This window comes from Streptomyces sp. NPDC001617 (assembly GCF_053596855.1).
Genome location: NZ_JBSFHA010000062.1, coordinates 35,094 through 55,852 on the forward strand (window position 1 = coordinate 35,094; position 20,759 = coordinate 55,852).

Below are 20,759 nucleotides of genomic sequence, written 5' to 3' on the forward strand. Positions count from 1 at the left end.
CTCTCACCAGCCCACCGCCAGGACCAACAGCAGGACGACCAGGCCGGCGAAGCCGTAGCCGAGATAGAGGTGGACGCTGCCGCCCGCCAGCCGACGGGCCGCCTGCCCCACGCCGGCCAGCGAGCGCAACACCGGTTCATACAGGCGGTGTTCGATCCGGTCGGGTACCCGTCGCTGGAAACGCACCCGCTCCACCAGGTACGCCGACTCCCGCACCGGCGTGACGTTCACGTCCTGCTCCGGGGCGAGGACGTCGTCGAACACCCGCTGCAACGGCTCGGCGAACGAGGTCGCGGTGTAGGCCATGCGCGGGGTCGGTGCCCCGCCGCCGCAGTCCCACAGCCGGGCGTTCACTCGGCGCCGCCGACGCCCGTACAACCTGGGCAGGCCGACAGCGAGCAGGATCGCCGCGGTGAGGGCGGCCACCACCCACAGCGGGGACAGCGTCGCCGACACGTCCGCGAGCCGCACCTTCAGCCCGTCGGCCGACACCGCGCCGCTGCCCGGCAGACCGACCGCGGCCACGGCCCGGTCCAGCGCGTCACCCAGCAGCCCCGGTACCAGCGCCAGCGCCGTGCACGCCGCCCCGAGCAGCGTCATCCCGGCCAGCATGAGGACAGGCGCTTCCTTGGCCGAGGCGGCCTGCTCACTGCGCGGGCGGGCGAAGAAGCCGACCCCGAGCGCCTTGACGAACGCGGCCGCGGCGATGCCGGCCGACAGGGCGATCAGCGCCACCGACAGCGGGAGCACGACGGCCACCGCGACGCCCGGCACCTGGAGCCCGTGGATCAGGGACTGGAGCAGCAGCCACTCGCTGATGAACCCGTTGCCCGGCGGCAGTGCCACCGCGCCGAGAGCGGCCAGCGCGAACAGGGCGGCGGTGACCGGCATACGGGAACGCAGCCCGCCGAGCCGGTCGAGGTCCCGCAGGCCGGTGGTCCTGAGCACCGACCCGGCGGCGCAGAACAACAGGGCCTTGAACGCGGAGTGGTTGACCACGTGCAGCAGAGCCGCCGCCAGGGCCAGCGCGGCCAGCGGCCGGTCATCGTAGGCGGCGAACAGTCCGGACGCCCCGACCCCGATCAGGACCAGCCCCATGTTCTCCGAAGTCGAGTACGCCAGCAGCCGCTTGAGATCGGAGGCCATCGCGGCCTGCAGGATCCCGTACACCGCGCTGGCCCCACCGACCGTCATCAGCGCCAGCCACCACCAGGCCGGACCGCCGGCCAGCAGATCGAGCCCGGTCCGTACCAGGCCGTAGACACCGAGATTGACCATGGCGGCGCTCATCAACGCCGAGACGGGACTGGGCGCTTCGGGATGCGCCCGCGGCAACCAGGCGTGCAGCGGCACCGCACCCGCCTTCGACGTGAACGCGAGCGCCACCAGCACGAACACCAGCCCGCGCACCGTCGGCGAGACGGTGGACGCGCCCGCCCGCAGCGCGGCGAAGGTCTCCCCGCCCGCCTGCGCCGCGAACAGGGCGAACCCTGCCAGCAGCAGCACCAGGCCGAGGTGCGTCATCACCGCGTACCAGACACCGGCCTGCCGCACCGAGGTCCGCTCCCGATGCTCGGCGAGCACCAGCAGCAGCGAGGCCAGCGCCATCAGCTCCCACAGCGCCAGGAACGTGGACACCGACGCCGCCACCGGCACCGACACCAGGGTGAGTGCGAACAGCGGCAGCACCGCCTGCGCCGTACGCGATCCCAGGCCGTGCGCCCCGTGCCCGGCCGCGTACCCGATGCCGTACACGGCGACCGCGACCACGACCGCTCCCGACACCGCCATGAACAGGCCCGCCAGCGCATCCACCGCCATATGCACCCCGGCCAGCGGCAGCATTCCCGGGAACGTGGCCACCCAGCGGCTGCCGCCCAGCGCTGCCACACCCGCCGCACCACCGCTCACCCCCACGCCCGCCGTCAGGAGTCCGACGACCGGGATGCGCAACCGGTACGGCAGCACGAACCCGGCCGGCGCGCCCGCCCCGGCCAGTGCGGTGGCCGTCGCGAGGGCGGCCGGGATCACGCTCACCGTCCGGTCACTCTCCTGAGCGCCGCGACGATCTCGTCCGGCTCCGGCGGGCACCCGGGCACGGCCAGATCCACCGGTACGACGTCGGCGACGGCGCCCTCGACGCCGTAACCGCCGGCGAACTCACCGCAGTCGATCGCACAGTCGCCCACCGCGACCACCAGCTTCGGTTCGCCCATCGCGGCGACGGTGCGGCGCAGCGGCTCGGCCATGTTCCGGGTCACCGGCCCGGTCACCAGCGCCACGTCGGCGTGCCGGGGCGAGGCCACCAGGCGGGCGCCGTACCGTTCGGCGTCGTACACCGGGTTGAAGGCCGCCGCGATCTCGATCTCGCAGCCGTTGCAGGAACCCGCGTCCACGCACCGCACCTGCACCGAACCGCCCAACTCCTTGGCCGCGGAGAGTTGTTCCCCCTCCGGGCGCGGCGGTGCCGGCTCGGCCACCCGGCCGGTGGTGCGGATCTTGCGCAACAGGCCCATGAGCCCCTCCCTGACACGGTGAGGGCGGCCACCCCCTGCACCACGGAGTGCTGTCCAGCTCCCAGGAGGTGGCCGCCGTTCGAGGGCCGTCGTCACGACGGCGGCTTCGCCTTCCCCTGCGCTGCCTGCAGGTCGGCGAGGAGTTCGGCCTGCCCGGCCAGCACCCCGGACAGAATGGTGCGGGCCACCCGCAGCAGCTCCGCGAGGTGCGGGCTGGTCAGCGAGTAGTACACGGTCGAGCCCTCCTTGCGGGTCACGACCAGGTTGGCCCGGCGCAGCACGGCCAGCTGCTGCGACAGATGCGCGGCCTCGATACCGACTTCGGGCAGCATCTCCGCGACCGCGTGCTCGCGCTCGCTCAGAAGCTCCAGGACACGTATTCGCGCGGGGTGGCCGAGGGTTTTGAAGAACTCGGCCTTCAGCTGGTACAGCGGCGTACTCACCGGGCCTTCTCCTCCCCCGTACAGCGGAACGGACACGACTCCTCGGCTTCCCTACTTACGAGTGCAGTCAACATAGCATCTAACCAATTGCTAAATTATGCAATTCAGCATCAGACCGCTGCCCGGCCCCCCGCCGTGGAGGGGGCGCCTGGGGTCAGGCTTTCTTGACCACGCTCGACTTGAGCTGCATCGCCCCGAAGCCCTCGACCTTGCAGTCGATGTCGTGCCCGTCGACCCCGTCGACCAGCCGGATGTTGCGCACCTTGGTCCCGGCCTTGATCCCCGAGGGGCTGCCCTTGACCTTGAGTGCCTTGACGACCACCACACTGTCGCCGTCCTGCAGCACATTGCCGACGGCGTCCTTGACGACACGCTCACCGGCACCGTCGCCGCCCTCGGCGGGAGCCCATTCGTGGCCGCACTCCGGGCACACCACCAGGGCGTTCATCTCATAGGTGTACTCGCAGGAGCACTTCGGACAGGGCGGAGGGTTCTCGATCATCCCGTCAGCGTATCCGGCCCCGCACCTCGGACGATCCCCTCCGGCGACAGGGTGCAGAACTCCGCGGAACACGGGTCGATGACCAGACCGGCGTTCCCCTCGGCCCGGCTCGCCGCCAGGGCGTGGGACAAGCCGGTCAGCGCGCGGTCGCCCTCGCCCACGTCGTACGCGACGGCCCGCTCCCCATGTGCGAGCGTCCGCCGGCGACCGGCCGAAGGCGGACGCGGGCATCCAGACCGCCGCCCGGAGCGGCGTCGAGGGTGACCTCGCCGCCGGAGGCGTGGACGAGGTGACGGACGATGGGCAGGCCGAGGCCGGTGCCGTCGTGGTGGGTGTCGGAGGCGCGCCAGAAGCGGTCGAAGGCACGCTCACGGTCGGACGCCGACATGCCCGGGCCCTGGTCGAGGACGTGCAGTTCGGCGCCCGGAGTGCGAGCGAGCATGATCGTGGTGCCGGGCGGGGAGACGCGCAGGGCGTTGGCGACCAGGTTGTCGACGATCTGCTCCAACGCCCCTGGAATCGCCCAGACTTGTCCGACCGGCATGCCGGTGACGCCGACCGAGACGTACTGTTCGGCGGCGAGCGGTTCCCACATCGCGGCCCGCTCGGCCACTACGGCGTCCAGGTCGACCGGCTCGGGGGCCGTCGCCGCGTTCTCCAGCCGTGCCAGCGCGAGCAGCCCCTGCACCATACGGCCGAGGCGCTCGACCTCGCCGACGGCCTCCTCCAGGCTGCCGTGGGCGCGGGGGTCGAGGTGGGGCTCGAAGTTCTCCAGCCGCAGCCGCAGCGCGGTCAGCGGAGTCTTGAGCTGGTGGGAGGCTTCGGAGGCGAAGGCGTGCTGGGCCTTCAGCAGGTGCTGCAGACGGGTGGCGGTGTGGGTGAACGCGGCGGCCAGGTCGCGCAGTTCGGGCGGCCCGGTGGTGGCGTCCGGCGGGTTGGCCAGATACCCGTCGGCGAGCTGTGCGGTGGCGCGGCGCAGGGTGCGCAGGGGGCGGGTGATCCACCGGGCGAGGGTGAAGGCGACCAGCGCGACAAGGGCCAGGACGCACGCGCCGACGAGTGCGAGGGCGTACCAGATGCGGTGCACCCGGTCGGTGACCGTCGTCATCGGGTACGTCAGCCGCAGTGCGCCACGGATCGTGGTGCCCGAGGCGCCCGGCTGGGTGGAGTACAGGCTCTCCTCCTGCTGCATGCCGGTGGTGGGCTGGTTGCGCAGGGCGGTCGCGATGTCCGGGGCACCCGACAGGTCCGTGCCCGCGCGTACCGCTTCGCCGGTTGCGGCCAGGACGATGCCGTCGCGGTCGGTCACGAGGACGTGGCCACCGGTGCGGGCGGTGTAGTCGCCGATCAGCGTGGGCAGTTCGGCGAGGTTGCCCTTCTCGATGTTCTCCTCGGCGACCTCGGCGAGCATCGTCGCGTCCCGCTCGACGGTCTGGGAGAGGCGGGCCCGCTCGCCGTCGGCGTAGATCCAGCCGAGCGGAATCTCCAGGCCGGCGAGTACGAGCAGGGCAAGGCCCAGGTAGCTGAGCAGCAGGCGCCGGGTCACCGGGCGGCCTCGGGCGGCGCATCGCCGGGTACGGTCAGGCGGAAGCCGACGCCGCGCGCGGTGGTGATCCACCCCGGGTCGCCGAGCTTGCGGCGCAGCGCGGCGACGTGGGCGTCGAGGGTCTTGGTGGGGCCGAAGAAGTGCGGGTCCCACACGGCGTCCATGATCTGCTGGCGGGAGTGCACGGCGCCGGGGTCCTGGGCGAGGTAGGCGAGCAGGTCGAACTCCCTTGGCGTGAGGGCGACTTCACCGCCGCCGAGACAGACCTGCCGGGTGCGTCGGTCGAGGTGCAGCGGGCCGAGCCGCTGCGGAGCCGGCGCGGCGGGCGGGGCTTCCGGGCCCGGCGGTACGGCGGGGAGGGCGCCGGTGCGGCGAGTGACCGCGCGGATGCGGGCCACCAACTCCCGTACGCCGAAGGGCTTCGCGAGATAGTCGTCCGCCCCCAGCTCCAGGCCGGCCACCCGGTCGGCCTCGTCGCCCCGCGCCGTGATCATGATGATCGGGATGGCCGAGCGCGCCCGCAGGCCACGGCACACGTCCAGGCCGTCCATGTCCGGCAGACCGAGGTCCAGCAGCACCAGATCGGGAGCGGCCGCGGCGTCCGCCAGTCCGGCGGCGCCGGTGCGCACGCGGTCGACCGTGTAGCCGTAGCGGCCCAGCCCCTCGGTGAGAGGCCCGGCGATCCGGTCGTCGTCTTCGATCAGCAGCAGCCGCATGGCGCAAGGCTCGCACAGCTGTGTCACGGGAGTCGGGGCGTTCATGAGAACCCGCCTGGGTCTGGAGGGAAGGGCAGGTGGGCCGCCCGGCCGGTCATCGAGGGGGAAGAGGGACCGACCGGGCGGCAGCGGTGAGGCCGTGCCTGGTACCTGCGGTGGGGAGTCAGCCGGCGTTCTCCGTCTCCTCGGTGCCCTCCTGCTTGGTGCCGGTGACGGTGTACGACGTGTCGAGGTAGACCTCGACCGTCGAACCGTCCGCCTTCTTGACCTCCACCGCGTACATGCCGGGCTTCTCCGCGTCCTCCTCCGACTTGACGACCGTGCCCGGATACTTCGCCAGCGCCGCCGCCTCCGCCTTCTGCTTGACCTCGCCGGTCAGCGGCGGCTCCTTCTTGTCGTCGGTGTCACCCGCGGCCTCGCCCGCCTGCGCGCCGGCCTCGGTCTGCGCCGACTGCTGGGTGTCGGCGGACGTCGAACTGCCGGAGTCCGAACCGCCGCCGCAGGCGACGAGGGCGAACATCAGCACGGCGGCGGGAGCGGCGGCGGCCAGGGCACGACGGGGCATTGCACGCATCAGACGTCTCCAGAGCATCGGGATCACGTGGTGCGGGGGCCGGGTACCGGACCCCCGGGGGACGTCAACGACCCTAGGAACACGCCCTCCAGAGCAAGCCCAGAGAAATGACAGCGGCAGACCAGCAAACCGCCAATCTTTCGCAGGCCGTTCTCGAGATGGCCGCCCACGCCGACGCCGGCCCCCGGTCGAGGACCGCTACGGGGATTCGAAGAACGCGGCCCGGTTCTTGCCCGTGGTCTTGGCTCTGTACAGGGCGGCGTCAGCGTCTCGCAGCGCTTCTGACGGCGTGGTCGACTTGGTGATGGTCCGTACTCCGATGCTTGATGTCACGTGGACCGAATGGCCGTGGGCGACGATGAACGGGTCATGGAAGGAGTCGAGGATCCGCATGGTGTAGTCGTGCAGTGTGCTCGCGTCCACGCCTTCCACGAGGAGCGCGAATTCGTCCCCGCCGAGCCTGGCCACCGTGTCCTGCTCGCGGACCCTGCCCGTCAGCCGCCGTGCGACGTCGACCAGCAGTTCGTCGCCGGACGGGTGCCCCAGCGTGTCGTTGACCTCCTTGAAGCCGTCGAGATCGAGCATCAGCAGTCCGGCGGAGAAGGAGGCGGAGCACCGGCCGAGAGCGGACTCCAGACGCTCGTTCAGCAGCGCTCGATTGGCCAGACCCGTCAACGGGTCATGGGTCGCCTGATGGCTCAGCTGCTTCTGAAGCTCTGCCTGCTCTCGCAGTGATGCTGCGAGATCGTGGGCCTGCGTCCGCGCTTCGGTGGCCCTGATCTGGGCGTACTGGGCCAGGAACGCGACGCGCAGCACCAGCAGCAGCGAAAGGCCCGCCAGCATGCCGACGATCACCGTGATGTTCACGGGCTCGTCCCGGATGCCCCCGACATCGGCCAGCACGATCAACGGCCCCATCAGGATGAGCGCGATCAGGATCGACAGCCGCTCCCGGGGCATCCTCTCCTGGTCTTCCGCCGGCTGTGTCGGCCGGCCGACGGACGAGTGCAGCGCCGCCGCCCCCAGCAGGAGGGACGAGACCATCCACCCCGCTTCGGACGCGCTCTCCGCGATCGCCGTCCCGGTCGTCGCCATGGTTCCGTAGTAGAGGCCGTCGGCAGCGAGCAGGACCAGCAGCCATCCGATGCACAGAAGAAACGACGGTGTGCGCTTGCCCGTGGTGAGCATCAGCCGCGCGGCCATGGACAACAGCACCAGGTCGGCGACGGGATAGGCGATGGACACCGCGAGCGGCCACGCGGACAGTTCGCTGCGCAGGAAGGGGGCGATGATGAACGCCCATGACAGAGTGCCGAACCCCAGCGTGACGATTCCCGCGTCCAGCATCCCCGCCCAGTGCAGGCGGCCTGACTGCTGCCGGGCCAGCGTCACCAGGCCCGCGGCGAACAACAGGTAGCTGCCCAGGTAGAGCATGTCGGCCACACCCGGGAACGGGACCTCGACGCCGCGGGCCTGGTACAGGCCCCAGATCGCGTCTGCCGCCGCGTACGGTGCCATGGCCGCCGCGAAGAGATACCACGGAAGGACCGATGGCGGCCTGTTCCTGATCATTCCCACCGCGATCGCGAAGACGACCGAGGCGGATACCAGCACGGGCAGCATGTACCGCGCTGTGGAGGAGGTGACCAGATAGGTGACGACCACTGCGGTCCCTGCTGCCGCATACGCCCAGGCCGCCGTATCACGGCCGGCGGGCAACAGGACGTGAACCTTGCCCACAGGCCTTCCTTCCCTCCTCCGGCCCGCCCGTGCCCGGGCGGCGCTGTGCGGGCGCGTCCTCATCCAGGTTCGTGGCCGGGAGGGTCGAAGCGGAGCGTCTCGAGGGTGCGGCAGGTGCGGTCGAGTTCGACCTGGAGACGGGGAGCGATATCGGCCAGTGAGGCCGGGTCTCCGGCCTTGGCGTGCTGTTCCAGCTCCTGGCAGTGGGCGGCGAGGCTGTTGGCTCCCACGTTGCCGGCAGCGCCTTTGAGGTTGTGTGCCAGATCGGCGATCTCCGGGGTGTCGTGGCGGTCCAGTGCGTGGAAGAGTGCGCTGGTCATCTCCGGAGCCCGGGCGAGGAAGTGGTCCACCAGCCGGTCCACCAGTTCGTGCTCGGCCGGGGTGTCGGCGCCGCGCAGCTCGTTCAGCCGCTGCTCGATGGAGGTGCGCAGGTCGTCGTTGTCCGTCTGTGGGTGGGTGGGGTGGACCCAGCGGGTGAGGGCTTGTTCCAGCTCGTCGGCGGTGACGGGTTTGGAGACGTAGTCGTCCATTCCCGCGGCCAGGCACCGGTGCCGGTCCTCGGCGAGGGCTCCGGCGGTCATGGCGATCACCGGCAGGTGACGCCCGTGGTCCTGTTCCCGGCGACGCAGTTCCCGGGTGGTGGTGTAGCCGTCCATCCGGGGCATCTGGCAGTCCATCAGCACGGCCTGGTAGCTGTGTTCCTCGGTCAGGCGCAGGGCCTGGATGCCGTCTGCGGCGATGTCCGTGCTGTAGCCGAGCCGGGTGAGCAGGCCCTGGGCGACCATCTGGTTGATCTCGTTGTCCTCGACCAGCAGGAGATGGCCTCGGTGGGCGGTCGGGGAAGTGGGGGGCGCGGGCGCTGCCGAGGCGGCCGTGGTCACCGGCCCTGTCTGGGTGGTGAGTTCGACCAGGGTGTCCATGAGCTGGGACTGGTGGACGGGCTTGGGCAGGCTGCGGGCGATCCCGGCCGCCTGCAGCTCGGCGGCGTGCGGCGGGGGGCCGGAGGTGAGCAGCAGCAGGCTTACGCGGCCGAAGTTCTGGTCGGTGGTGATCCGGCGGGCGAGCTCCAGACCGTCCATCTCGGGCATGTACATGTCGAGGATGGCCAGGGCGAAGGGACGGCCCGTGGCCTCTGCCTCGTGCAGGGCCACCAGGGCCTGGGGGCCGTCGGCGACCATGGTCGGCTGGATGTGCCATCTGCGCAGCTGCGTGTCGAGGATCAGCCGGTTGGTGTCGTTGTCGTCGACGACCAGGACCCGCAGCCCGCGAAGGATGTCGGGGTGCGGTGGGGCCGGGGGTTGTTCGGGGGTGTCGGGTGCGCGTACCGGCACGGAGAAGAAGAAGGTGCTGCCCTCGCCGGGCCGGCTGGTGACGCCGATGGAGCCTCCCATGGCCTCGGTGAGCCTGCGGCAGATGGCCAGGCCCAGACCGGTGCCTCCGTAGCGGCGCGTGGTGGAGGCATCGGCCTGGGAGAAGGCGTCGAACATGCGCTCCTGGTCGGCCTCGGCGATACCGATGCCGGTGTCGGCCACCTCGAAGTGCAGCCAGGGCGCGTCCTCCGCCGGAGGCCGGGACGGGGCCGGGCGGGCGCGGAGAACGACCTCACCCGATTCGGTGAACTTCACTGCGTTGGACGTCAGGTTGAGCAGGATCTGCCGCAGCCGGCCGGGGTCCCCGAGCACCATCGCGGGCAGGTCGGGACCGCAGTCGCTGAGCAGTTCCAGACCCTCGGCCTGGGCGGTCTGCGCCACCAGCGAGACGACCTCCTCCACCAGCACCTGCGGGCTGAAGGCGACCTCGTCCAGTTCGAGCTTGCCCGCCTCCAGCTTGGAGAAGTCCAGGATGTCGTTGATCAGCGACAGCAGTGCCGTACCGGCGGCCCGAATGCCCTCCGTGTAGCGGCTCTGCTCGGCATCCAGTTCGGTGCCCAACAGCAGGTCGCTCAGCCCGATCACGCCGTTCATGGGGGTGCGGATCTCGTGGCTCATGGAGGCGACGAACTGCGACTTCGCCTGGGACGCGGCGATCGCCTGGTCGCGGGCCTCCGCCAGAGCGGCTTCGGCCTGCTTGCGCTCGCTGATGTCCCGGACGAAGGCGTTGAAGCAGCGCGCCTTCGCCGACTTCAGCCGCCACACCGCCAGTTCGACCGGGATCTCGTGGCCGTCGTGATGCAGGGCGGTGAGCTCGATCTGACGGCCCAGCACATGGTCTTCCCCGCCGGACAGAACCCGATGCAGACCGGACACGTGCGCGGCACGGTACCGCTCGGGAATGATCGTCTCCGTCAGCGGACGGCCCATCACCTCGCGGTGGCTGAACCCGAACAGCCTCTCGGCGCCCAGGTTCCAGTCGATGACCAGGCCGTCCTCGTCGATGGAGACGAAGGCATCCCGGGCGGTCTCGATGACCGAACGTGCCTGATCCTGCAACAGCCGCAGCGCTTCCTCCCTGCGCCGCTGCCCCTCCGCCTCACGGACGAACCCGCGCACTTCGAGCGGCTCGCCTGCGGCGTCCCGCACCACCCAGGCGGTCGTCTCCGTCCACCTCCAGTGCCTGTCGGTATGCCGCAGACGCAGACACACCGCCACCCGGCCGTCGCGGAGCAGATCCCGCTCCGCCCACTCGAACTCCTCCACATCGCCCGGATGCACCCAGGACTCCAGCGACGTCCCCACGATCTCCTCGACCGGACGGCCGAGCAATGCCCGCCCCGCGGCGGACACCTCCCGGTAGACGCCCTCCATCGTCCGGCGGAAGACCATGTCCGGAGAGTTCTTGAGCAGCAGCCGAAACCGCTCCTCGTCGTCGGCCGCATATTGCCCTGGCGTGGCTGTGGGTTCCGGTTCCATCGTCCGCCTCCACATGTCAGGCACGACCACAAGGCACGGCCGGGACCACCGACAGACCGGTCGCTGGGGTTTCGGTGCGGCGTGCGACGACGGAGATCAAGCGATCCGCTCGTCGGACGTTTCCAGCAAAGAATGAACCACTGAAGATCGCAAATCGAGGAAGCGGACACCGCCCCGGAGTTGGGGTCTGGCTGCGGCATTCGGGTGGCCCGGCTACCGGGCACGGTCATGACCAGGGCTTCCCGCACCCGTCTTCTGACGGCCATTCAATTTCCATATGCAACCCTCACCCCGCGGCAGCACCGTTCAGGGAGCCCGCCGCACCGTCCGTGCCGGTGAGCGGCAGCCAGGCGGTGATCGTGGTACCCCGGTCCTCTTCGGAGCGCACCTCCGTCCGGCCGCCGTGGTTCGCCACGATCGTGTGCACGATGGTCAGCCCCAGACCGGTTCCCGGGATGGCCTGCTCGGTGGCGTTCGAGGCGCGGAAGAACCGCTTGAAGAGCTTCTCCTGCTCGGCCGCGGGGATACCGATGCCGGTGTCGCTCACGCTCAGGACCGCCTGCCCGTCCTGCGCGTCGACCCGTACGCTGACCTTCCCTCCGCCGGGGGTGAACTTCACCGCGTTGGACAGCAGGTTCATCAGCACCCGGTCGAGTTGTTCGCCGTCCGCCTGCATGACCAGCGACCGTTCGTCGCACTCCGTGTCCAGTGAGACCGAGGCGGCCTCGGCGACCGGCCTGATCGCGTCGACCGCCGAGGTCACCAGCCGGCGCAGGTCGACCTGGCCCTTGCGGGAGGTGAACGCCCCCGACTCGATCCTGGAGAGGGTGAGCAGGTCCTCGATCAGCGCCCGCAGGCGGTTCGCGTTGCGGTCGACGACGTCCAGCATGTGCAGCTGGGGCTCGGTGAGCGGTCCGGTGTCCTCGTCCTTCAGCAGTTCGATGTATCCCACGATGCTGGTCAGCGGGGTGCGCAGCTCATGGGAGACGGTGGACAGGAAGTCGCTCTTGGCCTTGTCCAGGGCGCGCAGCTTCTCCACCAGGCTCGACTCCTGCTCGTAGAGCAGGGCGGTGTGCAGCGCCCGCCCGACGCCACTGGCCATGGACTCGGCGATCTCGATGTCCACCGGACGCCAGGGTCGGTCGGCGCTGGTCCGGGCCACGGACACGGCACCGATGGGTTCCTCTCCCACGCCGATGGGGGTGATCACCGCCGAGTCCAGATGCAGGGCCGCCGCCGCGGCGCGGTTCTCGGCCGGCATACCGGTCTTCCCGAAGGAGCCCGGGGCACCCGGCATGGGCGTGCTGTCGGACACGTACCGGGGCAGGTCGGTGACCAGCCAGACCGTGCCGCGCCGGTAGTGGTCGCGGACCACGTCCACCGGGAGCGTCGGAATCGCCCTGCGCTCCTCGTCGGAGAGCAGCCCCCGCTCGGCGGACCACACCCGCGCCACGGGAAATTCCGAGCCGTGGTTCTCGGCGAGCAGGATGAAGACGTAGTCGGCGGCCAGGACCTCGCCGATGCCGCGGCACGCGGTGTCCAGGACGTAGTCGACGTCGAGGTGATCCCTGATCCTGATACCGGTCTCCCTCGCGGCCTGCGACAGCTGCTGCCGCACCTCCTCGACCCCGCGCAGCCGGTCGCCCTCGTCGGCGAGCGAGTTCACCGACCGGGCAACCGCCCTGATCTCCTCCGGCCCCGTCTCCTGGGCACGCGCCGAGTACGCACCCACGGTGAGCCGGCCGAGCGTCCGCTCGACGTCGCGGAGCGGACGCGTCAGGGCGCGAGTGGTACGTACGGAGGCGTACACGGCCAGGCCCAGGGCCAGGACCACCGTGGCACTGAGACCGGCCATGCCGGCCCGGAACACCGTGTCGCCGTGCCGGTCCATACGCTTCTCGTCCGCCGCCAGTTGACGGTTCAGGCGGTCGTTGGCCCGCTCGAACGCCCTGAACCGCCGGGTCGCCTCACGGGTGAGCGCGGCGGCCTGCTCGCTTCTCGGAGTACTGCGCGTCTGCTCTTCGGCGACGCGGAAGTAGGCGTTGAGATCTCGCTCCTGCGGTGCGATGTCACTCTCGTGCACGATGTCGTGCCCACGGAGGGCGCCGATGATCGACGGAATGCGGCCCCGGGACACGCGGAAGGCGGCGAGCTCACTCTGGTCACCGGTGATCAGATAGCCCCGGACCGACCGCTGCGCGCTGATGGCCTCGGTGCGCAGGCTCCGGTTGTCGTCGTCGGCGGGATGGATCCGGTCGATGATCCGGTCGTACTGGCCCTGCAGCAGCTGCGCACCGATCAGCGTGCCGGTTCCGCACAGCGCGATCAGAAAGGTCAGCAGCCCGAACGTGTACCCGAGCCGGCGCCCCACGGAGCCGGTGAACCGGTCGGCGATGCCGTTCATACGCGATCACCTCCGCCTTCCTTCACCTCGCCGGGCGCGTCGAATCCCGCGCGGGTCAGCGGCGTCCACACCTGGGGGCTCCGGTGCAGCGCGTCCCACATGCCGCGCAACCGCCACCACGCCGTGAGCTGGCGGTAGCCGAGGTTCTCGGCGACCACCCCGACGACGGCGCCCCAGACGTCCTTCCACCGCGAGAACCGGTGGAAGGCGTACTCCTCGACCGCGACCGAGACGAGGCTGATCACCGCCGCATAGGCATAGGCGGCGAGCAGGAACTTCCACAGGAAGTCCGCGTTCACCGCGCCGAGCAGGACGCTCAGCGGCACCAGCACCAGCCCCGAGAGTTCCACCAGCGGCGCCAGCAGTTCGAAGAAGAGGTAGAAGGGCAGCGCCAGCGTGCCGACGACGCCGTAGCGGGGATTCCCGATCATGCGCCAGTGCTTGAGCATGATCTCGGTCAGCCCACGGTGCCACCGCCGTCGCTGGGATGCCAGGTCGGCAAGGCGCGTGGGCGCCTCGGTCCAGGAGATCGGTTCGGTGACAAAGGAGATGCGGTACGCGCGGCGCTGTCGGCGCATGTCCCGGTGGAGCCGGATGACCAGCTCGGCGTCCTCGCCGATGCAGTTCGCGTCCATCCCGCCCGCCGCCACCACGGCGTCCCGGCGGAAGAGTCCGAAGGCACCGGAGATGATCAGCAGGCCGCCGATCTTGGACCACCCGGTGCGGCCCAGGAAGAAGGCGCGCAGGTACTCGACGACCTGAATGCGTGCGAGCAGTTCGGAGGGGACGTGCGGATCGACCACACGTCCGGCGACCACGCCGCAGCCGTTGGCGATACCGATCACCCCGCCGGTGCCCACCATCCGCACCGGGTCGTCGCTGAACGGTTTGGCCACGGTGAGCAGCGCCTCGGCATCGAGGATCGAGTCGGCGTCCACCAGGCACACCAGCGGATAGCGCGCCAGGTTGATCCCGGCGTTGAGCGCGTCGGCCTTGCCCCCGCCGTTCTCCTTGCGGGCCACCACCAGGGGCACCGGGCCGCCCCTGGGCAGGTTGACCGAAAGGATCCTGCCGCGGGTGGGGACGTCGTACGACACCACGTACTCGACCTCCGAGAGGTCGAAGGCCTCCCGCAGGACGTCCAGCGTGCCGTCGGTCGAGCCGTCGTCGACGACGATGACCTCGAACATCGGATAGCGCAGCAGCAGCATGGCCCGCACCGCCTCGACGATGCCGGCCGCCTCGTTGTGCGCGGGCATGATCAGCGACACGGGCGGAGTGAAGGTGCTGCTCGCGGCGTCGTCGTAGCCCGCGAAGGGTGCCCGGCGCAGCCGTCTGACGAACTCCCCGAGGGCGATGAGAATGAGGATCAGCTGGCCGGTGTTGATGACGAGGAAGTAGCTGATGATCACGGTGTCGCTGACGGCGATCAGCGTGTGCGCAGCACCCAGCAGCGACTCCCACGGCTCGGCGGCCAGGGTGCTCACAGCGGCACCTCCACGCGAACGTCGTGCTGGGAGCCCGCGACCGCGGCCTCGGCGAGCGCCGCCCGGGCCTGCGCGGCGGCCTGCTCGCCCCGAGCGCCTGCCGCGGCCTTGTGCAGCGCCCTCTGCCCGGTCGGGCCGAGCCGCAGCAGCGAGCGGGCCGCTGTCGAGGCCACATGCCGGTTGGCGTCGCCGAGCAGCTCCGCCAGCCGGTCCGTCGCGGAGACTGCACCGAGATTGCCCAGGGCCCCGGCACCCACGACGCGCAGGGCGAGCGGCTGACCGGGCCGGACGGCCTGCAGCAGCGGTTCCAGGCCGTCGGGCATGCCGAGTCTGCCGAGCGCGCGGGCGGCCCTGATCCGTACCTCGTCGGAGGGATCCGCACACAGGGCACGGGCGATGTCGGACGTCCGGGCGACCACGCCGGTCGCGCCGAGGACCTCGATGGCCACAGCCCTGGCGAGCGGTTCGGGGTGGTCCAGCCCGGCCGCGACGCTCCGCTGCGCCTCCGGCCCCAGCGAGACGAGGGCGCCGGTGACCGCTCCGGGCGGCACGGTCCGCGATCCGCTGAGCGAGTCCAGGAGGTGCGGCACGGTCGCCGGTCCACCGCAGCGGCCCAGCGCCCTCGCGGCGGCAAGGCGGACCTCGGGGTCCCGGTCGGCCAGCAGACGGCACAACGACGGCTCCGCGGCCCGGTGCGAGAGCTGGCCGAGCACCTGTGCGGCACGCCCCCGCCTGGCCGCGCTGCGGCTTTCGAGGTCGACGACGGCTTCCACGGCGGCCCCGCGCTCCTCGTACAGCCGGACCAGTGCCGTGCGGGCGGCGCCGGAGACCTTGCCCAGCAGCGCCGTCAGGGACGGTTCGAGGGCGGTCCAGGTCCGCCTGTCGACCTCCGCCAGCCGCCGCAGCAGCTCGCTCTGCTCGTCCTCCTCGGCGCACAGGAGCTGCAGCAGCAGACCGCGCACCGGTTCCGCCCGCCGCTCACGTCTGCGCTGCCTCAGTCTGCGGACGCAGCGGTTGGAGACGATCAGCAGGCCGAGCGCCAGGACGATCGCCGGCAGGCACAGCAGCGCGCCGCGGACGATGCCGTTCGAGATCACCGTTCCACCCGGCTGAGCACCGCGGTGACCCGGCTGGACAGCTCCCGCGGACTGAACGGCTTGATGATGTAGTCGTCGGCGCCCGCCGCGAAGCCGACCTCGACGTCCCCCTCCTGGGAGCGAGCGGTGATCATGATGACGGGGAGGGTCGCGGTCTCGGGCGCCGCGCGCAGCTCCCGGCAGACGTCGAGGCCCGACATCCCCGGCATCCGGATGTCGAGCAGCGCCAGGTCCACCGGTTGCTCACGGGCCGCCTTGAGGGCGGCCATGCCGTCCTCCACGACCGTGACCTCGTGGCCGCTCTGGGTCAGCTTGAAGGCCACCAGATCCCGGATGTCCGAGTCGTCGTCGGCGATCAGGACACGCGCCATCAATCCTCCTGGGACTCCTGGGCCGTGGAACTCCGGTGGGCCGTGGAACTCCGGTAGGAATCCAGGAGCCGCACCACCGCCGACTGTCTGAACGGCTTGGCCAGTACCTCGTCCCCGAGGCCGTACAGCTCCTCCTTGTCGAGCACCGACGAGACGACCAAGAGGCATCCCTTCGTACGCCCGTCCGCCCGCAGGCTCCGGAGTACGTCCCGTCCGTCGATGCCGGGGAGCAGCACGTCGACGACCGCGATGTCCGGCGGGTCGGCGAAGGCGAGTTCGAGACCCTCCTCCCCCGAGGACGCGACGACCACCGGGCATCCCAGCTCGCGGAGGTGCCGCGTCAGCAGGGCGCTCACGTCCGGGTCGTCCTCGATCACGAGCACGCGAGGTGGGTTCATCACCGTCCTGTCCACGAAGTCAGACCATCAGTGACAAATTAGAACCAAGAGCGCACTTTCACCACATATGACCCATCGGCCCCAGTCGGAGCACCGCGCGGCACGAGCACGCGTTTCCCGGTGTGAGGCGGCGGTCACCCTTGGGAGTACGCGCCTCCGCCGGCGAGCGGGCGCTCCAGTCGGTCTCGGGCTTCTCGTCCGGGGCCGTTCGCGTGAGCGGACGAATCGCCCGGTGCCGAAAGTTCTCCCGCGAAGGACGCGAAGGGGACAGCTGGGTCCGCCGCCCCTTCGGGCCTCTCGGCAGCCCGGCTTCCGTCGCCCGCGCCCTCGGCAGAGGACCGGCATCGGGACGCGACGGAGCGTGAGCCGCTGTCGCGACCGGCGTCCGACGTCGCTTCGGGAACGGTGGCTTCGGTTGCGGAAGCGGTCGCATCGGGAACGGCTGGTTTGCGGAGCAGGAGCAGCGCCGCGTCGTCGTGCAGTCGGCCGCCCACATGCGCGAGCAGTTCGTCATGGAGCGCGGTGAGGGTGTCGGCCGGCTCGTCGGACAGGTGGCGGGCCAGCCCCTCGGCGAGCGGGTAGAACTCCCGGCCGTGGTTGCGGGCCTCGGTGACCCCGTCGGTGTAGAGCAGCAGTTGATCCCCGTCGGCGAAAGGCAGCACCTGGAGGCTGGGTGTCTCGTCCGTGAGGGCGCGCAGCCCGAGGGGCGGGGCCGGATGAGCGGGCTCCACCGCCACGACGGTGCCGGATTCGCGCACCAGCAGCGGAGGCGCGTGGCCACAGTTGACCACTTCCAGATGGCCTGCCTGCGGGTACCCGGCGACCACGGCGGTGACGAAGTCGTCGTGACCGAGATTGCGCGCCAGGCTCCGTTCGATCCTGCCGACGACGGCGAGGAGATCGGGCTCGTCGTAGGCGGCCTCACGGAAGACACCGAGTACGAGTGCGGCGGTTCCCACGGCCGGCAGCCCCTTGCCGCGCACATCGCCGACGATCAGCCTGACCCCGTACGGGGTGGGCAGCAGCGCGTAGAGATCCCCGCCGATACGGGCCTCCGCCGCCGCGGCGCTGTAGCGGACGGCCACCTGGAACGGGCCGACAGCCGCCGGTACGGGCTTGAGGAGCGCATGCTGGGCGGCCTCCGCGACCGAGCGGACGGCCGCGAGCACCCGTTCACGGCGCCCGCGCAGCGCGCTGGCGAGGCCACTTGCCAGCGTGACGGCCACCAGGGCGGACAGTACGGCGGTCAGCTCATGTCCCGGAACACCGTCCCGGGTTCCGAGCGTCGCGCCCAGCACCGCGGCGAGAAGGCCGACACAGAGGACTCCGCGCGGCCCGCCGGTGGTGGCGGCCAGCGCGGGCCCGGCCGCGAGCAGCGGCAGCCAGATCGTCCCTGCTCCGCACGCGACGTCGACGAGCACGACGACGGAGACGATCAGCACGGGCAGTACGGGTGTGCCTGCGGCCAACTGTGCCGCGGCGCGTTTCCTGGACACCGACCCGGGACCGGCCACTCGGTTCCCGAACGGCCGTATCCGCCAGTGGTCGCCGCCATGGTCTCGGGCGTTGCTCATGCTTCGTCCGTAGTCCTCACCTGTGCGCGGGGCACTCCTGAAATGTCTCTTTCATCCAGGAAAGAGGTTCGACCCGGACGTCACAAGGCGAGGATTTTCAGATAGTGAGCGAGAGACCCCTGGTCACGCGACTCGCGGTCGGGATCAGCCGCCCCAGGATCTCCTCGAGTCGGGAGAGCCGGTCCGCCCGCAGTGAGACGCCGAGCGAGCCGAGCGTGTCCCCGCTGTAGACGGGCACGGCGACACAGACCGTACCGAGGGCGTACTCCTCCAGATCCGTGACGGCCGGGGCCACGGGTGAGGAGTCGAGTTGCCGGAGCAGTTCCGGAGGGCTGGTGATGGTCCGTGGGGTGAGGTCGGCGAGGGGGTGCCGGGAGAGGTAGTCCTTGCGGGAGGCGTCATCCAGTTCTCTCAGCACGGACTTGCCCAGGGCGGTGGCGTGCCCCGCGTCCTCGAATCCCACCCACAGGTCGACACGGGGCGCCTGGGGGCCGTCGACGATCTCGGCGACCCGGATCTCGCCGTCCTCGTAGAAGGTGAGGTAGGCGGCGGTCGCGAGCTCGTCCCGCAGAGCGGCGAGCGTGGGACGGACACGGCTGAGCAACACCTGCCCGCGGCCCGTGGTGTGCAGCGTCTGCAGCTTGTCGCCCAGGACGAACCCGCCGTCGTCCAGCTTCCGTACGTATCCGTCGTGGGCCAGCGTCCGCAGCAGGTGATAGGCGGTGGCCAGGGGCAGTCCCGTCTCACGTGCCAGCTGCTTCGCCGGCGCGCCGTTCTCGTGCGTGCTCACCGCCTCCAGCAGTCGGAGGGCCCGCTGCACGGAAGTGATGAGCGTAGGGCCACCGTCGTGAGCACCCATACGACCAGCGTGCGCCGAGCACACGACGCAGGCAAGGCGCGCGCCCCTTCTCGCATGATCAATCCGATCGCGGGTAGACGAAGGACTGACCCGTTTGCTGGTGTGGGGATCGCCGCGGTGTTGTGTGCGCCCGAAGTGATGGCCGACCAGGGGGCTTCCGGCCGGTGATAAGTTCGAACGCGTGATATCTACGGGGGCTTCGAGCCGTACGGTGCCGGCGTTGAGCCGGATCACCCTGGTGGGTGAACGTCGGCGCGTCGAGCTTGTACTGCCTTCGCAGGAGCCGGTCGGACGGCTGCTCCCCGAGGTGTTGCGGCTGCTTGACGACCGAACGGGTACGCGGCCGCAAACGCGGCATCTGGTCGGGGTCGACGGTGCCGTTCTCGACCCTGACGCCAGCTTGGAGTCGGCGGGCGTTGTGGACGGGGCCGTCTTGCGGCTGGTGCCGGTCGAGGACGCGCCGCCCGCGCCCTACGCGCAGGGCGTCACCGATGAGGCGGTCGCGGAGCTCGATGTACGGGCCTGGCGGTGGGGTCCTGCGGCGGTGCGGGGGGTCGCCGGGAGTGCGGTCGTGGGCTGGGCGCTGGTGGCCTCCGTGCTCGCTCGGCAGGAGTTCGCCGCGCTGGGCGTCGGGGTCGTGCTCCTGTTTGCCGCCGCGCTTGCCGGTGGGGTGGGTGTCGTCGTCGCGCGGGGTGCGGAGCTGCGTCCGGTTGCCGCCACGCTCGTCGTCGCCGGCGGGGCCGTGGGGGTTGTCGGGGTGTGGAGCCTCGGGGATGCCCAGGGCTGGTCGGGGGGTGTACGGCTCGCCGGGGTTGCCGGGGTGGCGGCCGTTGCGTCGCTGCTGCTCGGGTGGTGTTCGTCGCTGGGGCGCGGTGGGGTTTTCGGGGCCGGTGCGGTCGTGGTGGGCGCGGTCTGCTGGGAGCTTGCGCTCGGGGTGCAGGCAACCTGGCGCGCCGGAGCGTTGATCACCGCGGTTTCCGTGATCGTGCTCGGGCTGCTTCCTCGGTTCGCCTTGATGGCCTCCGGGTTGTCCGGGCTTGACGACCGGCGGTCCGGCGGCGCGTCCGTCAGTCGGTATCAGGTGGCTACGGCTCTTGCGGCCACCCATCAGGAACTTGCGCCGGCGACCGTGGTGACGGCCGCTTCCGCCGCCGTGGGTGCGGTGCTTGTGCTGCGAACGGTCACGGTGTGGACCGTGTTGCTCACGGTCGCCGTCGCGGTGGTGCTGGGGCTGCGGGCTCGGGCCTATCCGTTGGTGCCGGAGGTCGTGGCGCTGCTCGGGGCGGCTGCCGTGGTGGTCGTACGGCTGGCCTGGGTGTGGGCCGGGCGGGGCGGGGCCGGCGGGGCGCTCGTCCTCGTCGGCGTGCCGGCCGTCGTGGCGCTGGGTGTGCTGGTGGTGCGGCCGCCCGAGCAGGTACGGGTGCGGGTGCGGCGGTTCGGTGATCTGCTCGAGTCGGTCGGGGTGATCGCACTGTTCCCGCTGGTGATCGGCGTCTTCGGGGTGTACGGGCGACTGCTCGGCACCTTCGCGTGAGCGAGAGCGTGAGCATGAGGCGGCAGGGATGAACCGGGCTCAGGGCAGTGGTCGGGACGGCCGGCAGGACGAGGTGCCGCGGGAACTGAGGGGCGGTACGGCCGGTTCCGAGAGTGCGGGCGGTTCCGAGAGTGCGGGCGGCCCTGAGA

At 70.9% G+C, this 20,759-nt stretch carries 16 protein-coding genes and 1 pseudogene; 1 reads left to right on the forward strand and 16 read right to left on the reverse strand.

Annotated features, from left to right (window positions below):
- Window positions 1-3: 3 nt before the first annotated feature.
- The 16 genes and pseudogenes from ACWC09_RS35865 to ACWC09_RS35940 form a co-directional block, all read right to left on the reverse strand.
- Window positions 4-2,037, reverse strand: a complete 2,034-nt coding sequence (locus ACWC09_RS35865; RefSeq protein ID WP_450855177.1) for a proton-conducting transporter transmembrane domain-containing protein — start codon at window positions 2,035-2,037, stop codon at window positions 4-6.
- Complete coding sequence (locus tag ACWC09_RS35870) at window positions 2,034-2,516, reverse strand: NADH-quinone oxidoreductase subunit B family protein (RefSeq protein WP_450855178.1); 483 nt, start codon at window positions 2,514-2,516, stop codon at window positions 2,034-2,036. Before ACWC09_RS35870 ends, ACWC09_RS35865 begins: the two co-directional genes overlap by 4 nt.
- Window positions 2,517-2,608: 92 nt before the next feature.
- A complete protein-coding gene (locus ACWC09_RS35875) occupies window positions 2,609-2,959 on the reverse strand; it encodes an ArsR/SmtB family transcription factor (RefSeq protein WP_450855179.1) in 351 nt (116 codons plus the stop codon).
- Window positions 2,960-3,113: 154 nt separating this feature from the next.
- Window positions 3,114-3,461, reverse strand: a complete 348-nt coding sequence (locus ACWC09_RS35880; RefSeq protein ID WP_450855180.1) for a zinc ribbon domain-containing protein YjdM — start codon at window positions 3,459-3,461, stop codon at window positions 3,114-3,116.
- Between the two features lie 136 nt (window positions 3,462-3,597).
- A complete protein-coding gene (locus tag ACWC09_RS35885; protein ID WP_450855181.1) occupies window positions 3,598-5,007 on the reverse strand; it encodes a sensor histidine kinase in 1,410 nt (469 codons plus the stop codon).
- Window positions 5,004-5,723 carry a response regulator transcription factor gene (locus ACWC09_RS35890; protein WP_450855182.1) on the reverse strand — a complete coding sequence of 240 codons (720 nt, stop codon included), beginning with the start codon at window positions 5,721-5,723 and terminating at the stop codon, window positions 5,004-5,006. The genes ACWC09_RS35885 and ACWC09_RS35890 overlap by 4 nt, the downstream gene beginning before the upstream one ends.
- A gap of 163 nt (window positions 5,724-5,886) precedes the next feature.
- Entirely contained in the window at window positions 5,887-6,288 is a 402-nt protein-coding gene (locus ACWC09_RS35895; protein ID WP_450855184.1) for a PepSY domain-containing protein, read from the reverse strand.
- A gap of 207 nt (window positions 6,289-6,495) precedes the next feature.
- Window positions 6,496-8,037: a diguanylate cyclase domain-containing protein gene (locus ACWC09_RS35900; protein ID WP_450855185.1), complete on the reverse strand. Its 1,542-nt coding sequence runs from the start codon at window positions 8,035-8,037 to the stop codon at window positions 6,496-6,498.
- Window positions 8,038-8,096: 59 nt separating this feature from the next.
- Entirely contained in the window at window positions 8,097-10,886 is a 2,790-nt protein-coding gene (locus ACWC09_RS35905) for a response regulator (RefSeq protein ID WP_450855187.1), read from the reverse strand.
- A gap of 286 nt (window positions 10,887-11,172) precedes the next feature.
- Complete coding sequence (locus ACWC09_RS35910; protein WP_450855189.1) at window positions 11,173-13,290, reverse strand: ATP-binding protein; 2,118 nt, start codon at window positions 13,288-13,290, stop codon at window positions 11,173-11,175.
- On the reverse strand, window positions 13,287-14,777 hold the full coding sequence (locus tag ACWC09_RS35915; RefSeq protein ID WP_450855191.1) for a glycosyltransferase family 2 protein: 1,491 nt from the start codon (window positions 14,775-14,777) through the stop codon (window positions 13,287-13,289). Before ACWC09_RS35915 ends, ACWC09_RS35910 begins: the two co-directional genes overlap by 4 nt.
- Window positions 14,774-15,874 carry a HEAT repeat domain-containing protein gene (locus ACWC09_RS35920; protein ID WP_450855193.1) on the reverse strand — a complete coding sequence of 367 codons (1,101 nt, stop codon included), beginning with the start codon at window positions 15,872-15,874 and terminating at the stop codon, window positions 14,774-14,776. The genes ACWC09_RS35915 and ACWC09_RS35920 overlap by 4 nt, the downstream gene beginning before the upstream one ends.
- Window positions 15,871-16,245: a response regulator transcription factor gene (locus ACWC09_RS35925; protein WP_450855194.1), complete on the reverse strand. Its 375-nt coding sequence runs from the start codon at window positions 16,243-16,245 to the stop codon at window positions 15,871-15,873. Before ACWC09_RS35925 ends, ACWC09_RS35920 begins: the two co-directional genes overlap by 4 nt.
- Complete coding sequence (locus ACWC09_RS35930; RefSeq protein ID WP_450855196.1) at window positions 16,245-16,643, reverse strand: response regulator; 399 nt, start codon at window positions 16,641-16,643, stop codon at window positions 16,245-16,247. Before ACWC09_RS35930 ends, ACWC09_RS35925 begins: the two co-directional genes overlap by 1 nt.
- Window positions 16,644-17,059: 416 nt before the next feature.
- A pseudogene (locus ACWC09_RS35935) lies at window positions 17,060-18,085 on the reverse strand (PP2C family protein-serine/threonine phosphatase); the annotation flags it as partial.
- Between the two features lie 229 nt (window positions 18,086-18,314).
- On the reverse strand, window positions 18,315-19,076 hold the full coding sequence (locus tag ACWC09_RS35940; protein WP_450855197.1) for an IclR family transcriptional regulator: 762 nt from the start codon (window positions 19,074-19,076) through the stop codon (window positions 18,315-18,317).
- 211 nt (window positions 19,077-19,287) lie between these two features.
- Between ACWC09_RS35940 and eccD the strand changes: the two genes are divergently transcribed.
- On the forward strand, window positions 19,288-20,610 hold the full coding sequence (gene eccD / locus ACWC09_RS35945) for a type VII secretion integral membrane protein EccD (RefSeq protein WP_450855205.1): 1,323 nt from the start codon (window positions 19,288-19,290) through the stop codon (window positions 20,608-20,610).
- Window positions 20,611-20,759 lie beyond the last annotated feature (149 nt).

Excerpts from the sequence above, each read along its gene's own strand:
- ACWC09_RS35910 (WP_450855189.1), bottom strand. The coding sequence starts at position 13,290 with ATGAACGGCATCGCCGACCGGTTCACCGGCTCCGTGGGGCGCCGGCTC.
- ACWC09_RS35925 (WP_450855194.1), bottom strand. The coding sequence starts at position 16,245 with ATGGCGCGTGTCCTGATCGCCGACGACGACTCGGACATCCGGGATCTG.
- ACWC09_RS35940 (WP_450855197.1), bottom strand. The coding sequence starts at position 19,076 with ATGGGTGCTCACGACGGTGGCCCTACGCTCATCACTTCCGTGCAGCGG.
- ACWC09_RS35890 (WP_450855182.1), bottom strand. The coding sequence starts at position 5,723 with ATGCGGCTGCTGCTGATCGAAGACGACGACCGGATCGCCGGGCCTCTC.
- ACWC09_RS35895 (WP_450855184.1), bottom strand. The coding sequence starts at position 6,288 with ATGCCCCGTCGTGCCCTGGCCGCCGCCGCTCCCGCCGCCGTGCTGATG.
- ACWC09_RS35870 (WP_450855178.1), bottom strand. The coding sequence starts at position 2,516 with ATGGGCCTGTTGCGCAAGATCCGCACCACCGGCCGGGTGGCCGAGCCG.
- ACWC09_RS35905 (WP_450855187.1), bottom strand. The coding sequence starts at position 10,886 with ATGGAACCGGAACCCACAGCCACGCCAGGGCAATATGCGGCCGACGAC.
- ACWC09_RS35880 (WP_450855180.1), bottom strand. The coding sequence starts at position 3,461 with ATGATCGAGAACCCTCCGCCCTGTCCGAAGTGCTCCTGCGAGTACACC.
- ACWC09_RS35930 (WP_450855196.1), bottom strand. The coding sequence starts at position 16,643 with ATGAACCCACCTCGCGTGCTCGTGATCGAGGACGACCCGGACGTGAGC.